This window comes from Luteimonas sp. MC1750 (assembly GCF_016615955.1).
Lineage (GTDB): Bacteria > Pseudomonadota > Gammaproteobacteria > Xanthomonadales > Xanthomonadaceae > Luteimonas.
Genome location: NZ_CP067113.1, coordinates 127271 through 150924, shown reverse-complemented (window position 1 = coordinate 150924; position 23654 = coordinate 127271). Strand labels below are relative to the sequence as shown.

The 23654-nt window shown below is 73.2% G+C and carries 22 protein-coding genes; 5 read left to right on the top strand and 17 right to left on the bottom strand.

The window, feature by feature from the left end:
- Positions 1-2 precede the first annotated feature (2 nt).
- The 5 genes from JGR68_RS00715 to glnA form a co-directional block, all read right to left on the bottom strand.
- Positions 3-551, bottom strand: a complete 549-nt coding sequence (locus tag JGR68_RS00715) for a superoxide dismutase family protein (protein WP_199362992.1) — start codon at positions 549-551, stop codon at positions 3-5.
- A 62-nt stretch (positions 552-613) separates the two neighbouring features.
- Complete coding sequence (ntrC, locus tag JGR68_RS00710; RefSeq protein WP_199362993.1) at positions 614-2080, bottom strand: nitrogen regulation protein NR(I); 1467 nt, start codon at positions 2078-2080, stop codon at positions 614-616.
- A complete protein-coding gene (locus JGR68_RS00705; RefSeq protein WP_234446668.1) occupies positions 2067-3122 on the bottom strand; it encodes an ATP-binding protein in 1056 nt (351 codons plus the stop codon). The genes ntrC and JGR68_RS00705 overlap by 14 nt, the downstream gene beginning before the upstream one ends.
- A gap of 85 nt (positions 3123-3207) precedes the next feature.
- Positions 3208-3963, bottom strand: coding sequence for an N-acetylmuramoyl-L-alanine amidase (locus JGR68_RS00700; protein ID WP_199362995.1), 756 nt, complete (start codon positions 3961-3963; stop codon positions 3208-3210).
- A 92-nt stretch (positions 3964-4055) separates the two neighbouring features.
- Positions 4056-5465, bottom strand: a complete 1410-nt coding sequence (gene glnA / locus JGR68_RS00695) for a type I glutamate--ammonia ligase (RefSeq protein ID WP_199362996.1) — start codon at positions 5463-5465, stop codon at positions 4056-4058.
- A gap of 250 nt (positions 5466-5715) precedes the next feature.
- Here glnA and JGR68_RS00690 point away from each other — a divergent pair, with 250 nt between their 5' ends.
- Both JGR68_RS00690 and JGR68_RS00685 read left to right on the top strand, forming a co-directional pair.
- Positions 5716-6513 carry an undecaprenyl-diphosphate phosphatase gene (locus JGR68_RS00690; RefSeq protein WP_199362997.1) on the top strand — a complete coding sequence of 266 codons (798 nt, stop codon included), beginning with the start codon at positions 5716-5718 and terminating at the stop codon, positions 6511-6513.
- Between the two features lie 64 nt (positions 6514-6577).
- Positions 6578-7405, top strand: a complete 828-nt coding sequence (locus JGR68_RS00685) for an META and DUF4377 domain-containing protein (protein ID WP_199362998.1) — start codon at positions 6578-6580, stop codon at positions 7403-7405.
- A 61-nt stretch (positions 7406-7466) separates the two neighbouring features.
- Here the strand turns inward: JGR68_RS00685 and JGR68_RS00680 are convergent, their stop codons facing one another.
- The 10 genes from JGR68_RS00680 to JGR68_RS00635 form a co-directional block, all read right to left on the bottom strand.
- Positions 7467-8069, bottom strand: a complete 603-nt coding sequence (locus JGR68_RS00680) for a YbhB/YbcL family Raf kinase inhibitor-like protein (RefSeq protein ID WP_199362999.1) — start codon at positions 8067-8069, stop codon at positions 7467-7469.
- A gap of 17 nt (positions 8070-8086) precedes the next feature.
- Complete coding sequence (locus tag JGR68_RS00675; protein ID WP_199363000.1) at positions 8087-10159, bottom strand: tetratricopeptide repeat protein; 2073 nt, start codon at positions 10157-10159, stop codon at positions 8087-8089.
- Between the two features lie 53 nt (positions 10160-10212).
- Positions 10213-11205 carry an alpha/beta fold hydrolase gene (locus tag JGR68_RS00670; RefSeq protein ID WP_199363001.1) on the bottom strand — a complete coding sequence of 331 codons (993 nt, stop codon included), beginning with the start codon at positions 11203-11205 and terminating at the stop codon, positions 10213-10215.
- Positions 11202-12002 (bottom strand): lysophospholipid acyltransferase family protein, encoded by an 801-nt coding sequence (locus tag JGR68_RS00665; RefSeq protein WP_199363002.1) that lies wholly within the window; start codon positions 12000-12002, stop codon positions 11202-11204. Before JGR68_RS00665 ends, JGR68_RS00670 begins: the two co-directional genes overlap by 4 nt.
- 49 nt (positions 12003-12051) lie before the next feature.
- The gene (locus JGR68_RS00660) at positions 12052-12486 is read right to left on the bottom strand and encodes a hotdog fold thioesterase (RefSeq protein ID WP_199363003.1); all 435 of its coding nucleotides are present in this window, start codon (positions 12484-12486) and stop codon (positions 12052-12054) included.
- Positions 12487-12559: 73 nt separating this feature from the next.
- Positions 12560-12751, bottom strand: coding sequence for a hypothetical protein (locus tag JGR68_RS00655; RefSeq protein ID WP_199363004.1), 192 nt, complete (start codon positions 12749-12751; stop codon positions 12560-12562).
- A gap of 129 nt (positions 12752-12880) precedes the next feature.
- The gene (locus JGR68_RS00650; protein WP_199363005.1) at positions 12881-14776 is read right to left on the bottom strand and encodes a phospholipase D family protein; all 1896 of its coding nucleotides are present in this window, start codon (positions 14774-14776) and stop codon (positions 12881-12883) included.
- Positions 14773-15342: a YceI family protein gene (locus tag JGR68_RS00645; RefSeq protein ID WP_199363006.1), complete on the bottom strand. Its 570-nt coding sequence runs from the start codon at positions 15340-15342 to the stop codon at positions 14773-14775. The genes JGR68_RS00650 and JGR68_RS00645 overlap by 4 nt, the downstream gene beginning before the upstream one ends.
- Positions 15339-15827, bottom strand: a complete 489-nt coding sequence (locus tag JGR68_RS00640; RefSeq protein WP_199363007.1) for a histidine phosphatase family protein — start codon at positions 15825-15827, stop codon at positions 15339-15341. The genes JGR68_RS00645 and JGR68_RS00640 overlap by 4 nt, the downstream gene beginning before the upstream one ends.
- A gap of 29 nt (positions 15828-15856) precedes the next feature.
- Positions 15857-16492 (bottom strand): ParA family protein, encoded by a 636-nt coding sequence (locus JGR68_RS00635; protein WP_199363008.1) that lies wholly within the window; start codon positions 16490-16492, stop codon positions 15857-15859.
- 104 nt (positions 16493-16596) lie between these two features.
- Here JGR68_RS00635 and JGR68_RS00630 point away from each other — a divergent pair, with 104 nt between their 5' ends.
- The 3 genes from JGR68_RS00630 to JGR68_RS00620 all read left to right on the top strand — a co-directional run bounded on the left by JGR68_RS00630 (position 16597) and on the right by JGR68_RS00620 (position 20804).
- The gene (locus JGR68_RS00630; protein ID WP_199363009.1) at positions 16597-18084 is read left to right on the top strand and encodes an AAA family ATPase; all 1488 of its coding nucleotides are present in this window, start codon (positions 16597-16599) and stop codon (positions 18082-18084) included.
- Positions 18085-18299: 215 nt separating this feature from the next.
- The gene (locus JGR68_RS00625; protein ID WP_199363010.1) at positions 18300-19961 is read left to right on the top strand and encodes a DUF2974 domain-containing protein; all 1662 of its coding nucleotides are present in this window, start codon (positions 18300-18302) and stop codon (positions 19959-19961) included.
- Between the two features lie 186 nt (positions 19962-20147).
- Positions 20148-20804 (top strand): ankyrin repeat domain-containing protein, encoded by a 657-nt coding sequence (locus JGR68_RS00620; protein WP_199363011.1) that lies wholly within the window; start codon positions 20148-20150, stop codon positions 20802-20804.
- A gap of 30 nt (positions 20805-20834) precedes the next feature.
- Here the strand turns inward: JGR68_RS00620 and JGR68_RS00615 are convergent, their stop codons facing one another.
- Positions 20835-21869 (bottom strand): hypothetical protein, encoded by a 1035-nt coding sequence (locus JGR68_RS00615; RefSeq protein ID WP_199363012.1) that lies wholly within the window; start codon positions 21867-21869, stop codon positions 20835-20837.
- Positions 21870-21918: 49 nt separating this feature from the next.
- The gene (gene ggt, locus JGR68_RS00610; protein ID WP_199363013.1) at positions 21919-23643 is read right to left on the bottom strand and encodes a gamma-glutamyltransferase; all 1725 of its coding nucleotides are present in this window, start codon (positions 23641-23643) and stop codon (positions 21919-21921) included.
- Positions 23644-23654: the final 11 nt, after the last annotated feature.

Sequence of the window (23654 nt, the reverse complement as noted above, 5' to 3'; positions counted from 1 at the left end):
TCCTAGGGCGCGCCGTCAGGCGCAAGGGTGATGACGCCACAGGCGATCCGCGCACCGGTCGCACCGGCGGTGGATCCAAGCACGACGAGCGAACGCCCGGCGATGTCGTTCGCCGCGCCACCGCCGAGCACGGCGCCCGGCACCAGCTGGTCGACCCGGGCCACGCCGCCGGCGTCGGCGACGATGCGGTCGCTGCCGCCGTCGGGCGCGCCGCGACCAGTGGCGTCGAAATACGGCCCCGCGCTGGAGGCGTCGATCGCGCTGCAGTCGCCGCGCGCGTGCACCTGCAGCACGTGCGCACCGTGGCGGCTGAGGCCGCCGATCTCGCCGGCCAGGCGCACCCCACCCTGCACCGCGCGCAGGTCGATGCGTCCGCTGGCCAGGGTCGCCGAGGCCGCGGCCAGGTTCGCGCGTGCGGACGTGGCGGTGCCGGCGTCCACGCGTGGCGCCGGCGGCGACGTGGCGGCTGGCTGGCGCGGGAGCGTGGGCGGGGTGCTGGCGCAGGCCGCCAGCAGGACGCTGGCGGCGAGGGCGGCTGGGATGCGTCGCATGCCTTCCGATCGGATCCGGTAAAACGCCGAGGCTAGCGACACGGAGGTTCGCGATGCGTGAGTCACGGCCCGGGGCGCCGGGCGCCGAGCTTGCGCGTCAGGGTGTTGCGGCCGAGGCCCAGGCGCGCCGCGGCCTCGCCGCGGTGCTGCCCGGTGTGTTCGAGGGCCGCCTCCAGCAGCACCCGGTCGAGGCGCTCGCGGGCCTCGGCGTGGATGCCCTCGGCCTGGGCGGCCAACCTGGCCATCGCCCAGTCGCGCAGGCCCGACTCCCAGCGGGCCTCGTGCCCGCCTGCCGCATCCGCAGCGTCGGGGCGCGCGGCCGCGTCGGCCACGCCCCAGGCCTCGCGCAGGTCCTCGCCATCGACCACGTCACCCGGCGCCAGTGCGGCCAGGCGCCAGCACAGGTTCTCGAGCTCGCGCACGTTGCCTGGCCAGTCGTGGGCCTGCAGTCGTGCCAGCGCCTCGCGGGACAGGCGCTTGGCGGGCGCCTGGAAGCGCGCGGCCGCGCGCTGCAGGAAGCGCTCGGCCAGGCGGGGAATGTCGCCGCGGCGCTCGCGCAGCGACGGCAGGCGCAGGCGCACCACGTCCAGGCGGTGCAGCAGGTCGGCGCGGAAGCCGCCCTCGCGCACCTTCGCCTCGAGGTCCTGGTGGGTCGCCGCGATCACCCGCACGTCGACCCGGATCAGCTCGCGCCCACCCACGCGGAAGAACTCGCCCTCGGCCAGCACCCGCAACAGCCGCGTCTGCAGCGCCAGCGGCATGTCGCCGATCTCGTCCAGGAACAGCGTGCCGCCGTGGGCCTGCTCGAAACGGCCGACGTGGCGGCGCTGGGCGCCGGTGAAGGCGCCGGCCTCGTGGCCGAACAGCTCGCTTTCCAGCAGCTCGGACGGAATGGCGGCGGTGTTGAGCGCGACGAACGGCGCGCGCGCGCGCGGCGACTCGCGGTGCAGCGCGCGCGCCACCAGCTCCTTGCCGGTGCCGGTCTCGCCGGTGACCAGCACCGACAGCGGCGCCTGCGCCAGGCGGCCGATGGCGCGGAACAGCTGCTGCATCGCCGGCGCGTCACCGACGAGGGCATCGTCCGACGCGCCTGCGGGGTCCGCGGTGCCGTCGGCGTCCGCGCCGGCCGTGCGCGCGGCATCGCCGCGCGCGTCGCCCAGCGCGCGCGCGGCCAGCGCGACGGCGTCGTCGAGGTCGAAGGGCTTGGACAGGAACTCCTGCGCGCCGCCGCGGAACGCACCGGCGGTGCTGGCCACGTCGGTGTGCGCGCTCATCACCACCACCGGCAGCGACGGCAGGCGGCGCTTGAGCGCGTCGAGCAGCGCCAGGCCGTCCTGGCCGGGCATGCGCACGTCGGTGAACAGCAGCTGCGGACGCGGACCGCCGCGGTCGAGGGTGGCGAGCACGTCGGCCGCCGTTTCGAAGCCGGTGACCGTGTAGCCCGCGTCGCGCAGCGCGGTGGCGAGTACGAAGCGCACCGCGCGGTCGTCGTCGACGACCCAGACGCGGGCGCCTTCAGCGCCGGGCATGGCCCGCCTCCACGCCAATGCTCCGCGTGCCGGCATCGGCGTCGGCAGGCGCATCGCCCGCGGCCACCGCCGCATACGGCAGCAGCAGGGTGAACACCGTATGCCCGGGCCGCGAACGGAAGGCGATGCTGCCGCGGTGCTCGCGCGCCACCTGCTGCGCCATCGCCAGGCCGAGGCCGCTGCCGTCGGCGCGCCCGGAGACCAGCGGGACGAAGACCTGCCCGGCCAGCTCGTCGGGCACGCCGCGCCCGTCGTCGACGATGTCCAGGCGCAGCGCCAGCGCGTGCAGCTCGCTGCCGATGCGCACGCCACGCTCGGCGCGGGTGCGCAGCACCACCTCGCCGGAGCCGGCCTCAAGGGCATTGCGCACCAGGTTCCAGACCGCCTGCACCAGGCGGTCCGGATCGCCATCGAGCTCGGGCAGGCTGGGGTCGTAATCGCGCACCAGCTTCACCGCCCAGCCGGCGTCGGCCTCGGCCAGGCGCAGCACGCGCTCGAGCACGGCATGGACGTTGAGCGGCGCGTGCGGCGTGGGCGGCGCCGGATCGAGCAGGCGCTCGACCAGCTGCGCCAGGCGGCCCACCTCGGAATCGATGAGTTCCAGCAGCTCCCGCGCCGAGGCGTCGTCCCCGGGGATCCGCCGACCGAGCAGCTGCGCCGCGCCCTTCAGCCCCGCCAGCGGGTTGCGCAGCTCGTGGGCGAGGCCCTTGAGCGCCGCCGACAGCGCGAGCGGCAGCGCCGCCAGCGGGTCGCCGCCGGGGAACTCATCGACCGGGTGCAGCTCGAGCAGCCAGCCGCCGCCATCGCGCGGCGTCAGCCAGGCCTCGGCGAAGCGCGGGGCCGCTCCGGGATACGACAGGGCGAGGCGCGGGAGGCGGATGACGCCGGAGGGCGCGACCGCCACCGCCGCGGCCAGTGCCTCGCCCTCGACTTCCAGCGCCGCCACGGGCAGGCCCGGCAGGCGTCGGAGCGAGACCCCGAGCCACTGCCCGCTGGCCACGTTCCCGGCCTCGACCACGCCTGCGCGCGAGACAGCGAACATCGGGGTGCTCAGCTGGTCGAACGCGGGGTCGAGGCGAGGCGTCATTGCACCAATCTAGTGCAAGGCCGGGCCGGCGAACAGGGCTTCAGCGCGACGCGGGTACCAGCAGCCCCACCTGGTCCGGCAGCGTCAGCGCATGCAGGATCCGCAGGTCTTCCGCGTCCAGCACGGTGCCGGCATCGCCGCGGAAGCGGAGGCGGAACGCACGGATGGTCGCCTCGCGGTGGGTGGTGTCGTAACCGACCTGCTCCAGCGCGCGCATGGCATCGAATCCTTCCGGCGCCGGGGGCGCGTCGTCGGCCGGCCAGATGCCGAAGCCCGCCTCGGCCAGGCGCCGCCAAGGAAACAGCGGACCCGGGTCGATCTTGCGCGAAGGCGCCAGGTCGGAGTGCCCGATCACGTGGCTGGGCGGGATGCGCAGGCGCCCCGTGAGGTCCTCCAGCAGGCGCAGCAGCGCCTGCACCTGCGGCTCGGTGAAGGGCTCGCGGCCGTTGTTGTCGATCTCGATGCCGATCGAGGCGGAGTTGAGGTCGGTGATCGTGCCCCAGCGACCGCCACCGGCATGCCAGGCGCGATGGCCGTCGGCAACCAGCTGGTAGATCGCGCCGTCGTCGCCGACCAGGTAATGCGAACTGACCGGCCCGCCGCTGTTGCGCGTGCGCAGGGTGTGCAGGCTCTGCTCGACCGAATCCTGCTCGGTGTAATGAAGCACGATGACGACGGGGCGCCGTTCGTCGAAGTTGGGCGACGGCACCCAGGTCGCCATCGGGTTGCGTGGCGCCTGGTGGGCGCAGGCGGAGAGGAGTGCAACGCAGAGCGCGACGGCGGCAAGCTTCTTCATGCATCGCATTGCACCCGGCGCGCCCGCGCGACGCAAGTGCGGACGCGGCCGCTCCGGGAAGGAGCGGCGCTGCAGCCGCACCGGCGGGCGCGTCAGATGGCGTAGTACATCTGGTATTCCAGCGGATGCACCGCGCCGCGGAAGGCGGTGACTTCCTTCATCTTCAGCGCGATGTAGGCGTCGATGAAGTCGTCGCTCATCACGCCGCCGGCCTTGAGGAACTCGCGGTCGGCGTCGAGCGCTTCCAGCGCCTGGTCGAGCGAGTGGCAGACGGTCGGGATGCCCTTGGCCTCTTCCGGCGGCAGGTCGTAGAGATCCTTGTCGCTGGGGCCGCCCGGGTCGATCTGGTTCTTGATGCCGTCCAGCCCCGCCATCATCAGCGCGGTGAAGATCAGGTAGCCCGAGTTCATCGGATCCGGGAAGCGGAACTCCACGCGGCGCGCCTTCGGGTTGGACACGTAGGGGATGCGGCAGGACGCCGAGCGGTTCGACGCCGAGTAGGCCAGCATCACCGGCGCCTCGAAGCCCGGCACCAGGCGCTTGTAGCTGTTGGTGCTGGAGTTGGCGAAGGCGTTGATCGCGCGCGCATGCTTGAACACGCCGCCGATGTACCACAGCGCGGTCTGGCTCAGGCCGCCGTAGCCGTCGCCGGTGAACAGGTTCACGCCGCCCTTGGCCAGCGACTGGTGCACGTGCATGCCGCTGCCGTTGTCGCCGACGATGGGCTTGGGCATGAAGGTGGCGGTCTTGCCGTTGCGGTGCGCGACGTTCTTCACGATGTACTTCATCGTCAGCAGTTCGTCGGCCTTCTGCACCAGCGAGCTGAACTTGGTGCCGATCTCGCACTGGCCGGCGTTGGCCACCTCGTGGTGGTGCACCTCGACCTCGATGCCGACCTGCTCGAGCGTCTTGCACATCTCGGCGCGGAGGTCGTGCAGCGAATCCAGCGGCGCCACCGGGAAGTAGCCGCCCTTGACGCCCGGACGGTAGCCGGTGTTGCCGCCGGCGTATTCGCGGCCGGAGTTCCACGCCGCTTCTTCCGAGTCGATGTGGAAGAAGGTGTGGCCCATCTCGTTGGCGTAGCGCACCGAGTCGAAGATGAAGAACTCCGGCTCGGGGCCGAAGAAGGCCTGCTCGGCGATGCCGCTGGCCTTGAGGTAGGCCTCGGCGCGGCGGGCGATGCCGCGCGGATCGCGGTTGTAGGCCTGCATCGTGGCCGGATCCAGCACGTCGCAGGTCAGGACCAGGGTCGGGTCGGCGGTGAACGGGTCGAGGAAGGCGGTGTCCGGGTCGGGCAGCAGGACCATGTCCGAGTTCTGGATGCCGCGCCAGCCGCCGATCGACGAGCCGTCGAACATCTTGCCGTCCTCGAACAGGCCGGGCTCGATGATCGACTTCGGATAGGTCACGTGGTGCTGCACGCCGCGCATGTCGGCAAAGCGCAGGTCGATGAATTCGACGCGGTGGTCGGTGATCAGCTTTTCGACGGTCTCGAAGGACATGGGGGCTCCGCTGGGATGGTGGCTGGTAGGCCCGGGCTTCCGGGCAGGTCGGACGGAAGGACGCAAGCGCCATGCCAATCGCAAACCTTTGATTCAACTCGGGCCAGCAAGAATACGGGCGGGACAAAGCACCAGAAAGGTGCACCATTTCTAATGATTGCACCCGAATGATGCAACCTCGATCCGCTATGCTGCCGCGCTTCCGGCGCCGCGCACCGGCACCACCCGCGCCTCCACCACGGACCCACCGATGACCGACCCGCTGGCCGCCCTGCTCCTGGGCATCCTCGAAGGCCTGACCGAGTTCCTGCCGATCTCCAGCACCGGCCACCTGCTGATCGCCCAGCACTGGCTGGGCGCACGCTCGGACTTCTTCAACATCGTGATCCAGGCCGGCGCGATCCTGGCGATCACCCTGGTGTTCCGCGAGCGCCTGGTGTCGCTGGCCGCCGGCCTGGGCGAGGCGCGCAACCGCGACTACGCCATGAAGCTCGCGGTCGCCTTCCTGGTCACCGCCCTGGTCGGCCTGCCGGTGCGCCTGATGGGCTGGGAGCTTCCGGAGACGGTGACCCCCATCGCCTGGGCGCTGGTCATCGGCGGCGTCTGGATGATCGTGGCCGAGCGCGTGGCCGAGCGCCGCAGTCCGGACGGCACCCGCGTGACCTGGACGATCGCGGTACTCGTCGGCCTGGCCCAGGTGGTGGCGGGTGTCTTCCCGGGTACTTCGCGCTCGGCGGCGGCGATCTTCATCGCCATGCTCGCCGGCCTCAGCCGGCGCACCGCGGCGGCCGAGTTCGTGTTCCTGGTCGGCATCCCGACCATGTTCGCGGCCAGCGCCTGGACCTTCCTCGAGCTGGCAATGGACGGCGGGCTGGGCGGCGAAGCCTGGGCCGACGTCGCCATCGCCTTCGCGGCGGCCACGATCACCGGCTTCCTGGTGGTCAAATGGCTGCTCGGCTACATCGAGCACCACCGGTTCACCGGGTTCGCGGTGTACCGGATCCTGCTGGGCGCGGCCCTGCTGCTGTGGCTGCCCGCCGGCGATTGAGGCCCACGCAACCCCGTTCCCGCGCCTCGCGCGTTGACCCAGGTCCCTGCCCCGGAGCCACGCCATGAAGCCACTGCTCGCACTCGTCCTGCCCCTCGTGCTGGCGGCCTGTTCGCCCGGCACCGACGACGCCGCGACCATCGCGACGCCCGCGCCGGCCACGGCCCCGGCGGCGCCGGGCACGACGCCCGCTCCCGACCTCGCGGCCACGCTCGGCGCCTACCACTGGCAGCTCGACGCCGCGACCGCCGCCGATGGCAGCCGCATCGACGCCCTGTTCGCCAACACCGACGCCGCGCTGCAGCTCGACTTCAGCGATGGCCGGGTCTCGATCTCCAACGCCTGCAACCGCATGGGCGGCGACTTCAACCTCGGCGCCGACACCATCGCGGTCGGCACGATGATGAGCACCGAAATGGCCTGTGCCGAGCCACTGATGGCGATGGAGCGCGAAGCCCACACGCGCCTGTCGGGCAGCCATGCGCTCGCGCTGGACGATGGCGCGCCGCCGCGGCTTGCGTTGACCAATGGCCTGGGCGACCGCCTGGTCTTCATCGGCGCGCCGACCGCGCGCACCCGCCACGGCGCCGAACCCGAGCGCGTCTTCCTTGAAGTCGCCGCCGAGCGCGTCGACTGCCACCATCCGCTGATGCCCGGCCACCGCTGCCTGCAGGTGCGCGCGATCCGCTACGACGACGGCGGGATCAGGCAGGACAGCGGCGAATGGGGGCCGATGTACGAAGAGATCGAGGGCTTCGCGCACACGCCCGGCGTGCGCACGGTGCTGCGCCTGGACCGCTACCCGCGCAAGGACGTGCCGGCCGACGCATCGGCCGTGGTGCACGTGCTCGACATGGTGGTCGAGCAGGAGCAGGTGGCTGCCGCCGAATAGGCGGGGTCCGTCGCGGTCGCAGCTGTAGCTGCTCCCATAGGCGTCCGGGTGTGGGCGCGGGTCAGGCGTGCAGGCTGTAGCTGCCCCAGGTCGCGGCCTCGGCCAGCACGTGGCCCTGGATCGCGCGCAGCACGTCGCCGGCGGTGAACCGTTCCGGCAGCTCCAGGCGCGCCACGTCCAGCGCGAACACCCGGAAGAAGTAGCGGTGCTCGCGCAGGTCGTGCGCCGGCGGATACGGGCCGTCGTAACCCGCCCAGTCGCCGCCCATGTCTGCATCGCCGGCGAACCAGCCGGTGTAGTCGTTGAGGCCCTGGCGTGCGCCGTCCGGGCCGGGCGGCGTGCGCTTGCCGCCGCGGGTGACGCCATCGCTGCAGCTGCCGGCGGGGACCGCGGTGACCTGCGGCGGGATGTCGACCATCGCCCAGTGCACGAAGTCGCCGCGCGGATGCGCGACCGGAATCGCGACCTGGTCGTTGGCGACCAGCGCGGGATCGGTGGGCGCGTCGGTGTCGATGCACAGCAGCGCGAACGAACGCGTGCCGTCCGGCGCGCCGCCCCAGGACAGCTGCGGATTGCGGTTGCCGCCGAAGCCGCCGGGCGCGCCGAGGGCGAACTCCGCCGGGATCGGTTGGCCGTGGCCGAAGCTTGCGCTGCTGATGTGCATGGTCGTGCTCCTCGTGGTCAGGCGTCGGGGTAGCCCAGGCGGCGGGCCACCGGGGCCAGGGTGGCGAACGGCCCCGCCAGCAGGCCGGCATAGTCGCGCCAGCCGCCAGCCGGGAAGCGCGCGGCACCGAAGTAGCCGGGCGGCGGCTCGGACAATTCGAGTCCCAGGGCGTCGCGCAGGCGCGCCACGATCGCCACCGGGTCCTCGCTGACCTCGTCCAGGCGCAGCAGGTGGTGCGGCACCAGGTCCTGCTCGTGCAGGTCGGCCAGCTGCGCGAGCGCCCCGGCCAGCCATTCCGCCGCGACCTGCGGCGACGCCAGGGCGAACGGCGTCGAGGATCCGAACGCCAGCCAGTTCAGCAGCATGTCGCGAGGATCGCGGATCACCGCCAGCAGCCGCGCCTCGGGCAGCGCCTCGCGCAGCACCGCGGCATAGGCGTTGTCCCACCACAGCAGCCAGTCGATCACCGCGCCGTCCACGCCGCGCGCGGGCAGCGCACCGCGCCACGAGGCGGCGACCGCGGCCGGCGCCACGGCGCCCTTGGCGATCGCGACCGGGGTGGCGATGTTCTGCAAGGCGTCCGACGGTGGCCGGGCGCCGAAGCGGTCCGGGCGGAACGCGGGCACGGCGCCGGCCAGCAGGTCGGCCACGCGTTCGACCGGACTGCCGGGAAGACCGGCGAGGAAGACCACCTGCGAGGCGGCGGGGTCGGCCGCGGCCTGCTCCGGCCACGCGTCGCGCGCCGGCGACAGGGTCGGCAGCGGCACGCGCTCCGACGCCTGGCGCGCATTGAGCCGCTCCCAGCAGGCCAGCGCGGCCTTGCGGTCGCCGGCGTGGTGGTGGGCGACGCCCAGGCGCTGGCCCAGCAGCGCGTGGTCGCCCGGCGTGTCGGCCCGGGCCAGCAGTGCGTCCAGGCGTCGGGCGGCCTCGGCCGGATCACGCTCCAGCAGGCTGTCGGCGAGCTGCAGCTCGGCGCGCATGTGGCCGGGCGCGCGTTCCAGCAGCGCGCGCGCAACCGAATCGGCCTCGTCCTGGCGGCCTTCGCGGATGCGCAGGGCCAGCGCGGCGTCGAGCGCCTCCAGCGAGTCCGGCATGATCGAGCGCCAGCGTTCGACCAGCCCGGACGAGACCCGCGTGTCGCGCCATTCGAACATCAGGCGCGCGCGCCACAGGTCGTCGCTGTCGGGCGTGGTGGCGAGCGCGGCGTCCAGCGTGCGACGGGCGTCGTCGATGGCGCCCAGGCGGGCCCAGGCCGCCATGATCGCGGACAGCGTGCGCCCGTCGCGCGGGTCGGCGGCCAGCGCCGCGCGCAGCAATTCCAGCCCGCGCTCGGGCCGGCCCGCGGCCAGCTGCAGCTCGCCGGCGTGCCGGCGCAGTTCGGCGGTGGCCAGCGCCGGGTCGGACACCAGGGTCGCGAGCTCGTCGGCCGCCTCGGCCGTGCGGCCCTGGCGCTGCAGCAGCTCCGCGATCAGCAGCCGCACCATGCCGGCCGCCGGCGCGTGCTCGAGCAGGCTGCGGAAGGCCTGTTCGGCGAACGCGAAGTGGCCCTTCGTCATGTGCGCGATGCCCAGCGCGTGCAGCGCAACCACATCGTCGGGCGCGCGCTTCACCGAGTCGGACAGCAGGGCCAGGGCCTCGTCGACGCGGCCACGGCGCAGCGCCAGCGTGCCGGTCACGCCCTGCAGGGCCGGATCGTCCGGCGAGACGCGGGCGGCGAGCCGCGCCAGGCGCTCGGCCTCGTCCAGGTCGTTGCGGCCCATGGCCAGCTGGGCCTGCACGATGTAGGCGCCGAACGCGTTCGGGTTGTTGCCGATGGTGGCGTCCAGCGAGCGCGCCGCGCCCTCCACGTCGCGCTGGCCCAGCAGCAGCCCGGCGTGCTCGAGGTGCAGGGCGGCGTCGTCGGGCGCCAGCACCATCGCGCGCTCGATGGCCGCGCGGGCGCCCGTATCGTCGCCGCTGCTGCGCAGGGCCAGGGCGAGCAGGCGCTGGGCCTGGGCATCGTCCGGCGCGCTGCCGGCAAGGCGGCGGGCGGCGTCAACGGCGGCGGCGGTGTCGCCGCGGCGCAGCGCGTCGAGGATCTGGTCGTGCATCGAGTGGGTTCCTGCAGGCGCTGGGCGCGGAAAACCTCGATTGTAGCCCGCGCCTAATCCGCGCCCGCCAGGCGATCGACCACCCAGCGCTCGGCATAGCCCTCCAGCCGCGGGCCTTCGAGGAAGCCGCAGTGCCCGCCCCAGCGGGCGATCTCGAGGCTGGCGTGGTGCGGCAGCGACAGGCGCGCGAAGTCGTCGACCGGGATCACCGGGTCGTCCGCGCTGGTCAGGATGGAGGCCGGCACGGCGAGGCCTGCCAGGCGGTCGCCGGCGATCGAGTAGCGGTCGAAGTAGGCGTCGAGGCTGCCGAAGTCGGTGTGCCGAAGCACCAGCCATTCGGTGAGCGCGCGCATGCGCAGGCGCAGCACGCGGTCGTCGAAGCCCACGCGCTCGGGAAACAGCTCGCGCTTGCGCACCAGCGAACGCCGCCAGCTCTGCTCGAAATGGCGCAGGTACAGCGGCAGCCCGCGCTCCATCGCCTCCATCGTGCGCGCGGGGTCCAGCACCGGGCAGACCGCGGCCACGGCGTCGACCTGCAGGCCGGCGGCCGGCGCGCGCAGCGCCAGGCGCAGGGCGAAATTGCCGCCGAGGGAATGGCCGGCCACCACCAGCCTCGGCCGCGGCATGCGCCGGGCGACATCGCTTGCGGCGTGCACCACTTCGTCGATGCGCGCGGAGTGGAAGATGTCGGGATTGAGGTGGTGGCTGCCGCCGTGGTCGCGAAAGTTCAGGCGGAACACGTCCCAGCCCCGGGCCAGGAAGCCCGCCGCCGCCAGGCAGACGTAGGCCGACTCCGCGCTGCCTTCCCAGCCGTGCAGCAGCAGGGCCATGCCCCGCGGCTCCGCGCCCGGGCGCGCCGTGTGCAGGCCGAGCAGGCGCACGCCGTCGCCGCCGTCGACGATGACCGGGCGGGTCTGCGCGCCGGCCTGCCCCAGCGCGGCCAGTCCGCGCCGGCGCCGCGGCGGGCTGCCCGCCAGCACCGACTGCAGGTGCGGGTTGCGCAGCCAGCGCGGCGGACGGTAGCCGCTGGCCGCGGCGGCGTTCACGGCGCGCGCAGCGCCTCGACGATGCGCTCGCGGGCCAGCTTCGCGATCCCCGCCCGGCCCTCGGCCGCGCCCGGCAGCACCGGTTCGAGGAAGACCACGTCGACCGTGCGCGGCGGCTCGCCGAGCAGGCGCAGGAAGTTCTGCAGGAAGTTCTCGCGCGTCTGGAACGCCACCGCGCGCTGGCCTTCGCCGGCGGCCCCGTAGCGCAGCGCCACCGGCTGCACCGGCACCCCGGCCTCGACCGCGGCGGTGAAGATGCGCGCGTGGAACGGCCCGACCTCGTCGCCGTCGCGGGTGCGGCCCTCGGGGAACACGCCCACCGAGCGCCCCTCGCCCAGCCGCAGGCGCATCGCCTCCAGCACGCCGCCCAGCGATTCCTGGCTGCCGCGCTGGTGGAAGATCGTGTCGCCGCGGCGGGCCATCCGGCCCACCACCGGCCAGCCCTCGATTTCCTGCTTGGCGACGAAGCCCATCATGCGCTGGCTGTGCAGCGCCGAGATGTCCATCCAGCTGACATGGTTGGCGACGAACAGGGTCGCGCCGGGCAGCGGCGTGCCGACGCGCCGCATGCGCATGCCGAAGACGCGCATCAGCCCGCCCTGCCAGAACTGCACGATCCGGCTGCGCAGGTCCCGGCCGCCCAGCGTGATCCGCTCGCTGGGCAGGGCCAGGCCGAGCATCACCAGCGGGAGGTGGATGAAGACATGCCAGAGCAGCATCGGCACGCGCAGGGCATAGCGGCCCGCGCGCGCCAGGCGGCCTCCGGCGGGCGCGGTGAGGACGATGGGGGAACGCATGCGCGAACGATACCGGATGGGGATCGCGCGCCGGTAGCGGCGCGAGCGCTCAGGCCGCGGGAACCACCGCGAGGGTGATGCGCGAGATGCAGGCCAGTCGGCCGCGCGCGTCCTCGATGCGGATCTCCCACACCTGGGTGCTGCGCCCGAGGTGCAGCGGCCTGGCGGTGCCGGTCACCCGGCCCTCGCGGACGGCGCGCACGTGGTTGGCGTTGATCTCGAGGCCGACGCAGACCTCGCCTTCGGCCACGCACATGTTGCCTGCGCTGCTGCCGAGGGTCTCGGCCAGCAGCACCGAGGCGCCGCCGTGGAGCAGGCCGTAGGGCTGCAGGGTGCGTGCGTCCACCGGCATGCCGGCGACGAGGTGGTCATGGCCGATGGCCAGGAATTCGATGCCCAGCGCCTCAATCGCCGTGCCCTTGGAGAGGGCGTTGAGCGCGGCCAGGTCGAGGCCGCGGCGGAAGATCGGGGTTTGGGGGGTCATGCCGGGCTCCGTGTCCCGGGCTGGCGCCGGGGGCGGGCCAGCCTAGGACCGGGTCCCCCCCGGGTCAATCGGTTCAGGCGAGACGGAAGCGGGTGAGCGGCTGGCTGCCCGGGGTGTAGCGGCGGCTGGCGGCGTAGCCGCTGCTGCTGCCATAGCCGGTGCCGAAGTCGCGGCTGCGGTAGCGCGGCGCGTGGACGAGCGGGCGGGCGGCGGCGGCGGCGGCGGCGCGGGCGGACGGGGCGGCGTTGGCGTCGGTGCGGTACATGGCGATCTCCATCGGGGGGTGTGTGGCTTGGTGTGTTGGTAAAGTACCACACCACACATCTACCGCAATAGGTCAAAGGTCACGCCTGCCCGTGCCGGAGGGTCCGGCCGACGAACGGTCGTCAGGGCGTCAGAGGATCGGGGCCAGGCCCGCGCCGAAGGCGGTGAAGATGCGCGTCAGGATCGCCTTGAGCCCGATCTGCACTTCGGGGAAGTCGCCCACCGGTTCGTGGCAGTCGCGAAACCGGGGATCACGCGGCGGCGGCGGCGCGGAACAGCCGGGACCGGGGCGGAACTCGTAGCTGGTCGCGTAGCGCGTGGGCCAGAGGTCGAACACCGGCAGCGACTCGGACACCTTGCCCAGCGAGTAGTCGAGCCCCGACAGGACCACCGGACGGTCGCGCGGCGCGATCACCCAGGCATTGGCCGGCGCCATGTCGCGACGGATGCTGTCGGCGAGCACGCGCGCGAACGCTCCGTCCTCGATCACCACCGCGCTCTCGGTGTTGTAGTCGTCGCCACGCGGATCGAAGTTGTGCGTGCCGACCACGCCGACGCGCTCGTCGACCACCAGCGACTTCGAATGCAGGCCGAAGCGCACGCCGCCGCGCTGCAGCGGCACGCGCTCGTGCGCCGAGAAGCCCGACCAGCGCAGCGCGGAATACTCGCGCTCCAGCGGCCGCGTGCGTGGTGCGCGGGAGCCGTCGGAGAGCGTCGTCGCCGACGGCGCCTGGCCATCGCCCAGGTCCACCGTGCCGGTCGCCTCGACGTCGATCGGCGCATCCTGCGGGAAGGGCTTGAACTCGTGGATCTCGAAGCCGAACTCGCGCAGGTGGCGGCGCTTGTACTTGTACGACAGCGCGTAGGTGATGAAGGCGTCGGTCGCGGCCAGGCTGTTGGTCGACACCAGCACCCGCGGGGCGTCCTCGCGCTGGTGCAGGCTGGCGAACAGGTCCTGGGCACCCGGCGACAGCACCAGGTAGGGCGTCTGCAGGATCACTTCCTTGCGCGCGCCCTCGATCAGGTCGAGCAGGCCGCGCGTCGACGGCGCCACGCCCTCGTAATCGGCGCGGTGCTTTTCCGGCGGATCGGAGATGAAGTCGACCACGCCCACCGGCAGCGACTCCGCGGCCAGCGCCTCGACCAGCCAGGGGTCGTCGGCGTCGCGCGAGATGCGCTCCACCCGCTCCGGCAGTTCGAAGGGCGCGTGCGGCAGCGCGGGCACGCCGTCGCGCAGCAGCCGGCGGCCCACGTCGGCCAGGCCCGGCAGGCTCCGGGTCAGGCGCGCGCTCCAGTACTGCTCGAAGCTCGCGGCCATGTCGGCCACCGCGGGGCCGGCGAGGAACAGGTCGCGGTCGCGGAAGTTGTACCCGGGGTCCCAGTCGTAATAGCTGTCCTGGTAGTTGCGGCCGCCGGTGATGCCGACCAGGCCGTCGACCAGCAGCAGCTTGTTGTGCATGCGCTGGTTGAGCCGCCGCCAGCAGCATGCGGCCGCCAGCACGTACTGCGGATAGCTGATGCGGGCGCGCCCGAGCACCGGGTTGTAGATGCGCAGCTCGAAGTTGGCGTGCGCCCCGGCCAGCGCCGCCAGCGTGTCGACCTCGCGCAGCGCAGAAAGCTGGTCGACCAGCACCCGCACCTTGACCCCGCGGCGCGCGGCGGCCAGCAGCTCGTCGAGGAACAGGTGGCCGGCGTCGTCCTCGTCGAAGATGTAGGTCTGCAGGTCCACGCTCTGCTGCGCGGAGCGGATCAGGCTCAGCCGCGCCAGCAGGGCGTCCTGGCCATAGTCGAGGATCAGTGCGTGGTGGCGCGGCGCAGCCGGCGTACTGGCCGCCAGCGCCTCGCGGCCCAGCGCGCGCAGCGCGGACGGCGATGCGCAGGCATCGTCACGCGCGCAGTCCACCAGCACCGGCTGCGCCTGCTTCGCGATGCGCGACGCGGCGGCGGCCTGTTCCGGCGAGAGACTGGCGCAGGCGCCCGCGGCCAGCGCCCAGGCCAGCACCAGCATGCGCAGCAGCGGCTTCACTCTTCGCGGTCCTCCACCAGGATGCGCAGCTCGAAGCGGACCTTGCGCGCGACCACCACCGGCCAGCGGTTGATGCCGTACGCCGCGCGGTCGACCATGCCCGCCGCGCGCACCGGGCAGTCGCGGGCCGGTCGCGCGCACGCGGAGGCGGCGACCGTGAACGCCTCGCGCCGCTCCACATCGCGGATGCTGAGCAGGCCCGGCAGCTGGCCGCCGCGCGCGAGCAGCTCCGGTTCGAAGGGATCCGACAGGAAGGTGATCCAGGGATAGCGCCTGGCGTCGAAGAAGCCGGCGCCGCGGGTCATCTGGGTGCGGCGCGCGCTGTCCAGTATCTCCACGTCGGCCGCCGACAGCGACAGCCGCACCTGCTGGCGGCCATCCGGCAGCCGCGACACCTCTCCGTCAAAGACCGGGAACCGGCCGTCGATCACCTCGCCCCAGCGGGTGACCAGCTGGAAGCCCACCTGCGACGCGGCGGCATCGATGCCGGTTGCCCGGACCGGCGCTGCACCCAGGACGAGCGCGACGAGGGACAGGCATGCCGGGACGCAGGAGGCACGGCTCACGGCCACCAGAAGTCGGCGAGGCTGGCGCCGCCGGGTTCCACCTCGACCGCCGCCGGCAGCCGCAGGTGCACGATCGAACCCGGCGGCATCCCGCGGTAGTCGCCCGACTGGCCGCTGTGGAGCAGCGCCGCCAGCCGTTCGAGGCCCGGGTTGTGGCCGACCAGCATCAGCCGGCCGAGGTCGCGATGGCCATCGGCCAGGGCCGCCAGGGTGCCGGGCGTGGCCTCGTAGATCGCGGGCTCCAGGCGCTGGTCGACATAGCCGATCACCGCGAGCACGGCTTCCAGCGTCTCGCGCGTCCGTCGCGCCGGCGAGCACAGCACCAGGTCCGGCAGCAGGTGGTGTTCGAGCAGCCAGCGCCCGGCGGCTTCGGCCTCGGCCTGGCCCTCCGGCGACAGCGGCCGGTCGAGGTCGGCCTGCCCCGGCCCGGCCGCTTCGGCATGGGCGTGGCGCAGCAGCAGGATGTCCCGGGTATCGATGGCCATGATGTCGTTCTCCTTGCCGGGCCCGCCGCTCAGGGCTTGCCCAGCCATTTCAGCAGCGGGGCCCAGTCCGCCTGATGGTCGCGGACCTGGGCCGAACGGTAGTCGAACAGGCTGCGGCCCAGGCCCACCAGCAGCACATAGGCCTGGCTGTCGCGCAGCGTGGCGACCACCGGGTAGGGCCATTGGCCGAGCAGGTCGAGCGTGGCCTGCGAGGCATTCGTCCAGGGCTTCATGCGGTTGGCCACCAGGCCGACGCGCAGCTCGCCGCGGCGCACGCGCGGGTGCTGCGCGAGCGTGTTGAGGAAGTGCACGGTGGCGTCGAGGTCGAGCGCCGAGGGCTGCACCGGCACCACCACCGCATCGGCGTGTTCGAGCCAGGTGTCGAGGTCCTCGGCCATGGCGCCGGCCGGCGCATCGACGACCACGCGCTGGGTGTCGTCGGGCAGGGACTTCCAGACCGCCTTCGCGCGCCGCGCGCCGGAGACCGGGAGCACCGCGGCTTCGAGCCCGGCGCGGCGTTCGGCCCAGCGCGTGGAGGACTGCTGTGGATCGGCGTCGACGAGGACCGTATGCAGGCCATCCAGGGCCGCATGCGCGGCGAGATGGGTGGCGATCGTGGTCTTGCCCGCACCGCCCTTGGAACTGGCCACCAGCACCGTCTTCATCCGCTCTCCGGTCACGTCCGCCCGCGTTCGCAGTCGAGGGTACACCGCCCCGGCCGACCTGGCGCACATAGAATGCCCGCTCTCCCGACACGTGCACGCGACCGATGAGTGACCTGCAGGACCTGGCCGCGCTGATCCGCGCAGACACCCCCCTGATCATCATCGAGACCCCGGACGAACCACGGGTGGTCGAGCTGTTCCGCCAGTCGCTGCTGCATGTCTGGCGCGCGCTGTACCGCTGGACGATCACCGAGGGCCTGCGCCGCATCGACCTCGACGGCGAGGACCCGGCCGAGGACGCGCCCGACGCCACCAGCACGCTGCGCGCGATCCACGCCGCCGGGCAGCGCGGCGTCTACCTGCTGCTCGATTTCCACCCCTACCTGGGCTATGCCGGCACCCAGCGCATGCTGCGCGACATCATCCAGCGCCGCGGCTGCCAGCCGCACGTGCTGGTGCTGGTGGGCCACAAGGTCGAGCTGCCGGGCGAGCTCGAGGCCAGGGCGGTGCGCTTCCGCACCCGGCTGCCCGACGCGAACGCGCTGTTGAAGATGGTCCGCGAGGAAGCCGGGCGCTACCAGGCCGAGCATGGCGGCCGCCGCGTCGAGGCCGATGCCGAGGCGGTGACGCTGATCGTGCGCAACCTCCAGGGCCTGTCGCTGCCGGACGCGCGGCGCATCGCGCGCCAGCTGATCTTCGGCGACGGCGCGCTCGGCCATGACGACCTGCCGCGGCTGGCGCAGCTGAAGTTCGAGCTGCTCAACCGCAGCGGCCACCTGCATTACGAATACGACACGGCGCGCTTCTCCGACGTCGCCGGTGCCCGTGCGCTGAAGCGCTGGATCGAGCAGCGGCGCGCGGTGTTCACCTCCGGCCGCGCGCCGCCCGGGCTGGACCCGCCCAAGGGCGTGCTGCTGCTGGGCGTGCAGGGCTGCGGCAAATCACTGCTGGCGAAGTCGATCGCCGGCGGCTTCGGCGTGCCGCTGGTGCGGCTGGACTTCGGCACGCTGTACGACAAGTTCCACGGCGAGACCGAGAAGAACCTGCGCACGGCACTCGAATCCACCGAGCAGCTCGCGCCCTGCGTGCTGTGGATCGACGAGATCGAGAAGGGCCTGGCCTCCTCCAGCGGCGATGGCGACGGCGGCGTGTCGCGGCGCGTGCTCGGCTACCTGCTGACCTGGATGGCCGAGCGCAAGGCCCACGTGTTCCTGGTCGCCACCGCCAACCAGGTGCAGGAGCTGCCGGCGGAACTGCTGCGCAAGGGCCGCTTCGACGAGATCTTCTTCGTCGACCTGCCCGATGCCGCTACGCGCGCCGAGCTGTTCGCCCTGCACCTGCGCCGGCGCGGCCTGGAGCCCGGTGGCTTCGACCTCGACGGCCTGGCGGCGGCGGCCGACGGCTTCTCCGGCGCCGAGATCGAGCAGGCCATCGTCTCGGGCCTGTATGCCGCGCATGCCGCCGGCACGCCGCTCGGCGACTTCCTGCTGCGCGCCGAGCTCAAGCGCACCCGCCCGCTGTCGGTGGTGATGGCCGAGCAGGTCGACGCCCTCCGCAGCTGGGCCCACGGCCGCACCGTCCCGGCCGACTGAGCCCCCCCTTCTTCTGCCCACCTTCACCTGCCCACCTTCACCTGCCCGCCTTCCCCTGTAGGAGCGGCTATAGCCGCGATCAGGAGCTGCGGCATCGCCATGGCATTGATCGCGGCTGTAGCCGCTCCTACAGGAGGGGGTGCCTAGGGTCGCTCCCAGCTGGCGACCCGCGCGGCCCTGGCTAGGCTGGGGGCATCCAGATCCGGAGTCGGCCCATGAGCCTGTCCATCGCCAGCCAGCTGTCGGTCCCCCAGCAGGCGCGCATCGACGACCGTTTCACCCAGCCGCTGCAGCCGCAACCCTTGCTGATGCTGGTGGCCAACTCCTGGCCGCGCGGCGACGGCAGCTTCGCCAGCCAGGTCGCCGGCACCCAGCCGCAGCCCGACCTCGACCTGCAGCTGGCGATGATGGCCAACGATGTCTATGCCGCCGACAACCCGCAGACCGAACAGGCGCTGCAGGACGCGGGCTGGCAGCGGCTCGAGCCCAGCGCCGATGGCAGCGCCCTGGTCGATGCCCGCGGCAACGAGATCCCGATCGATCCGGCACTCCTGAGCACCGCCGAGGGCTTCGACGCCGCGATCTACCAGAACGAGCAGGGCCAGTACGTGGTCGCCTATCGCGGCACCGACGACTGGGGCCTGGCGCCGTCCGGCGACGCCGACGACAACGGCCTGCAGGGCCTGGGCTTCGAGACCGGCCAGTACCGCGACGCGGTGGCCCTGGCCGAGGCCGCGCAGCGCGCCTTCGGCGAGGGCAACGTGGCGTTCACCGGCCATTCGCTCGGTGGCGGCCTCGCCTCCGCGGCATCGCTGGCGACCGGCATCCCGGGCGTGACCTTCAATGCGGCCGGCCTCAGCGACCAGACTCTGGAATCGCTGGGCTTCAACCCCAACGCCGTGCGCGACGATGCCGCCGACAGCGGCCAGTTGCGCCGCTACATCGTCAACGGCGATCCGCTCAACGCCGCGCAGCAGGACGTGCCGCTGATCCCGCTGCTGAACATGTCGCCCTCCAACGCCGTCGGCCACGAACTGCGCATCGACCCGCCCGCGGGCATGGGCGGACTGGGCGACCTGGCCGCCCTGCACGGCGGCGGCGGCGATGGCGCCTCCTACGTCGACGCGCTGAGCCAGAACACCGCCTACGATCCCGCCACCCGCCCGACCCTGTCCGAACAGGCCGGCAGCGCGGTCAACGGCGGGCTGAACGGCCTGGGCGACCTGGCCAACCGCGTGCTGACCGCCGGCGGCGAGCCCGCGCTGGGCTGGGCGGTGGACGGCCTGCTCGACGCGGGCGGCGACGTGCTCGACGCCGGCATCAGCGTCGCCGGCAACATCGCCGTGGACGGCCTCGAGCGCGCCGGCGAATACAACCTCAACCAGCTCGGCAGCGTCCTCCGCCAGGGCCAAGAGCTGTTCGGCGAGCTGCGCGGCAACGGCGCCGAAATGATCGACGGGCTGTCCCAGGCGGGCCAGGAGTTCCTCCAGGGCGATGCCGTCGACGGAACCGCGCAGGCGCTGGGCGACGTGGCCGACTTCGCGATCGACACCGTCGGCAGCCTGGCCGACGGTGCGCTCGGCCTGGTCGGCGACACCACGCAGAACCTCGCCAATGCCGGCGGCGGCCTGCTGCGTGACATCGGCGATGCCACCGGTCTCGACGCGCCGCTCGATGCCGTGGCCGGCTTCGTCGAGGGCGCGGGCCAGGTGGTGAGCGATGCCGCCGACACCGTGGGCGATGCGGTCGACGTCGCCGCCGACGCGATCGGCGACGGAGTCGAGTTCGTCGCCGACGTGGCCGGCGATGTCGGCCAGGCGGTCAGCGACGGTGCCACCTGGCTGGGCGAGAAGCTCAACCCGGTGAACTGGTTCTGATCCGCGCCGCGCCGGTCACGGAAGGCGCGGCCCTGACGTAGTAAGTTGGCGCGCATGTCCGACGCACCCCGCAGACCGCCCATGACGGCGCCTTCCATCCGGTTGGCGCCGCCTGGCATGCGCGCACTGCTGGCCGCGTCGCTGATGCTTGCCTCCACCGCCGGCTGCGCCCGGCAAGGGACAGACGTGAACCCAGGCCAGGCCTTTGCAAACCCGGGCAGCACCCAGCTGGCCGACGCCGTGCTCGCGGGCGACGACGCGCTGGCGCGCGAACTGATCGCCGCCGGCGCCAACCCGAACGCCGAGGACGACCGGGGCCAGCCGCTGCTGCAGTGGGCGATGAAGCGCGGCGACCGCGGTGCCTTCCGCCTCCTGCTGGCGCTGGGCGCCGACCCCGCGCGCGGCAACCGCGACGGCCGCACCGCGCTGCACGTCGCGGCGATGGGCAAGTCGCGCGAGTGGCTCGAGGCGCTGCTCGAACACGGCATGTCGCCCGACACGCCCAACACCGTCACCGGCGCGACGCCGCTGTACGACGCGCTGCGCGCCGACAGCGACGCGAACATCGACGTGCTGCTGCGCGCCGGCGCGCGGCTGGACGTCGCCGATCGCAACGGCACCACCCCGCTGCACCAGGCCGCGCTGGTCAAGGATGCCGGCGCGGCGCTGCGGTTCCTCCAGGCGGGCGCCGACCCGCGCGCCACCGACCGCACCGGCGCGACCTTCCAGGACTACCTGTACAAGGGCGATCCCAAGCTGCTCAACGCCGCCACCCGACGCGACCTCGGCAGGATCGACGCCTGGCTCCAGGCCAACGGCGTCAGCGTGCAGCCGCGCGGCTGACGGTCACACGCCCGCTTCAACGCGCCCGCTTCAGCGCGCCGGCTGCTCCCACGGCGCCCGCCAGTCCGCCGGCGGCAGCGGCGCGACCCCGGCATCGAGCAGGATCCGCCGCACCAGCGCGTCTTCCGTGGTGATCGAGGTGTCGGCCAGCAGCCGCGCATGGACCCCTGCGCTGGCCGCGCCCTCGCGCGCCGCCAGGTCCGCCATCTGTTCGTCGCGCCAGTCGACGCCGCGGCGACGCGCGTCCAGTGGCGCGCGCTCCGCGGCGCTGCGGCTCAGCGCGCGCGCCAGGGACAGACCGATGCGCTCGTCGTGCAGGGTCTGCGGATCCGACAGCAGCAGGGCGGACAGGTGCCGGCAGCCCTGCGCACGGCCGGGCGCACCCAGCTGGCGCCCGGTGCAGGCGCCCAGGACCTCGCGATAGTCCGGCACCAGCAGGCCCTGCACGGCACCGGCGGTCAGCGCGGCGCCGGTTCCTGCCGACGGACGCGGACCCTCGCCGAACGCCGCCCACTCGGCGGCGCTGGGCGCATGCGGGCGCATGGCGGTGGCGACCCAGCGCTGCAGCGCGAGCGGATCGGACGCCTGGCGGCCGGACCGTGCGGCGGCGGCAAGCGTGGCGTCGGCGCCGAGACCCTGGAACAGCAGCGGCGCCAGGTTGCCGGGTTCCAGCGCCTGCCAGCGGAGCGCGGCCACGCCAGCCGCGTCCGGGTCGCCGGCCGCGATGCCGGCGGCCACCAGCAGCTGCTGGGTGATGCGGTCGCCCGCGCCCCGCGTGGACGCGGTCTCGCGCCAGGTCGCCGCGGTTGGCGATGCGCGCGCGACGCCATCCTCGTCCGCGGGGCGCGCCAGGGCCTCCAGCACGACCGCCAGCGCCCGTTCCCGCGCACCGTCCGAGCGCGCAAGCGCATGGGCCGCGCGCGAGGCATAGGCCTGCCAGGCGTCCGATCGCGCCTGCGCCTGCTGCAGTTCCGCCGCGGTCGGCTCGACCGGCTGCGGCGATTGCGCCTGCACGGGGGCGGCCAGGGCCGCGAAGAGCAGCAGCGGAAGGAGGCGTGGCGGCATCGGTCGGTCCCTGGTCACAACGGTCCGCCGCAGCATAGCCGCGCCTGCGTCAGTAGCCCGCGGCCTGCCCGTCCTTGCGCGACTCGCTGGCGCCGGTCCAGCCGCCCTGCGGGTTGGCCATGATCGCCTGGTAGCCGCCGAAGGGGCCGAGTGCCGAGCGCACCGAATGCCCGCGGTCCATCAGCGCGCGCACCGTCGCCTGCGGGAAGCCCGACTCGAGTTCGACCCAGCCGCCGTCGGACATCACCGTCGCGCGCCCCGCGGGCTCGGTCGAGCCGTCATGGTGGATGCGCGGCGCGTCGCCGGCCTCCTGCAGGTTCATGCCGAAATCGATCATGTTGATCAGGATCTGCACGTGGCCCTGCGGCTGCATCGCGCCCCCCATCAGGCCATAGGACAGCCAGGGCTTGCCGTCCTTCGTCGCGAACGCGGGGATGATGGTGTGGAACGGTCGCTTGCCCGGCGCATAGGCGTTGGGGTGGGTCGCATCGCCGAGCACGAACTGCTCGCCGCGATCCTGCAGGATGAAGCCCAGCCCCGGCGGCGCCATGCCGCTGCCCATGCCGCGGTAGTTGGACTGGATCAGCGAGACCATCATCCCGTCGGCGTCGGCGGTGGTGAGGTAGATCGTGTCGCCCTGGTCGAGCTCGGCCGGGGTGGCCGGCTGCACCTCGCGCAGCACGCGTTCGGGCGACATCAGTCGACCGCGTTCACGCGCGTAGTCCTTCGAGATGAGCTTCGACACCGGCGCCGGATGGAAGGCCGGGTCGGCGTACCAGCGCGCGCGGTCGGCGAAGGCCAGCTTCTTGGCCTCGACGAACAGATGCACGTGCTCGGGGCTGCCGAAGCCGTAGGCGGCGAGGTCATACGGCTCGAGCAGGTTGAGGATCTGCAGCGCGGCGATGCCCTGCCCGTTGGGCGGCAGCTCCCACAGCGTGTAGCCGCGATAGTCCGTCGACACCGGCTCCACCCACTCGCCCTGGTGGGCGGCGAGGTCCTCGTAGGACAGGAAGCCGTCGTTGGCGGCGAAGTAGGCCGCCATCGTGCGCGCGATGTCGCCCCTGTAGAACGCGTCGCGGCCGCCATCGGCGATCTGCTGCAGGGTGTCGGCGAGGTTCGGGTTCTTCCAGGTCTCGCCGTTGCGGGGCGCGCGGCGGCCGTCGCCGTCGGCGACGGTGAACTGGTCGCTGAAGCCCGGCCATTTCGACAGCCGCGGCACCGAGCGCGCCCAGTAGTAGGCGATGGTCTCGTGCACCGGATGGCCGTCGCGCGCGTAGCGGATCGCCGGCGCCAGGTTCTCGGCCATGCTGCGCCGGCCGAAGCGCCCGTGGAGCGCGAACCAGCCGTCGACCGCGCCCGGCACGGTGACCGGCAGCGGGCCGTGCGCGGGAATGTCGGTGAGCCCGCGTTGCGCGAACTCCGCCGCCGTGAGCGACATCGGCGAGCGCCCGGAGCCGTTGTAGCCATGCAGCCTGCCCGTCCGGGGATCCCAGACGATGGCGAAGAGGTCGCCGCCGATGCCGTTGCCGGTGGGCTCCATCAGGCCGAGCGCGGCGTTGGCGGCGATCGCGGCGTCGACCGCCGTGCCGCCGGCCTTCATCACGTCCAGCGCCACCTGGGTGGCGAGCGGGTGCGAGGTCGCCGCCATCGCATGCGGCGCATGCACTTCGCTGCGGGTGGCGAAGGTGTGGCCGGTGATGCGGTCGGCGGCGTCGGCGACGGGGACCGCGGCGAACAGCAGCGCGGCAAGGACGAAGCGGGAGCTGGCGGGCATGGAGGGCGACC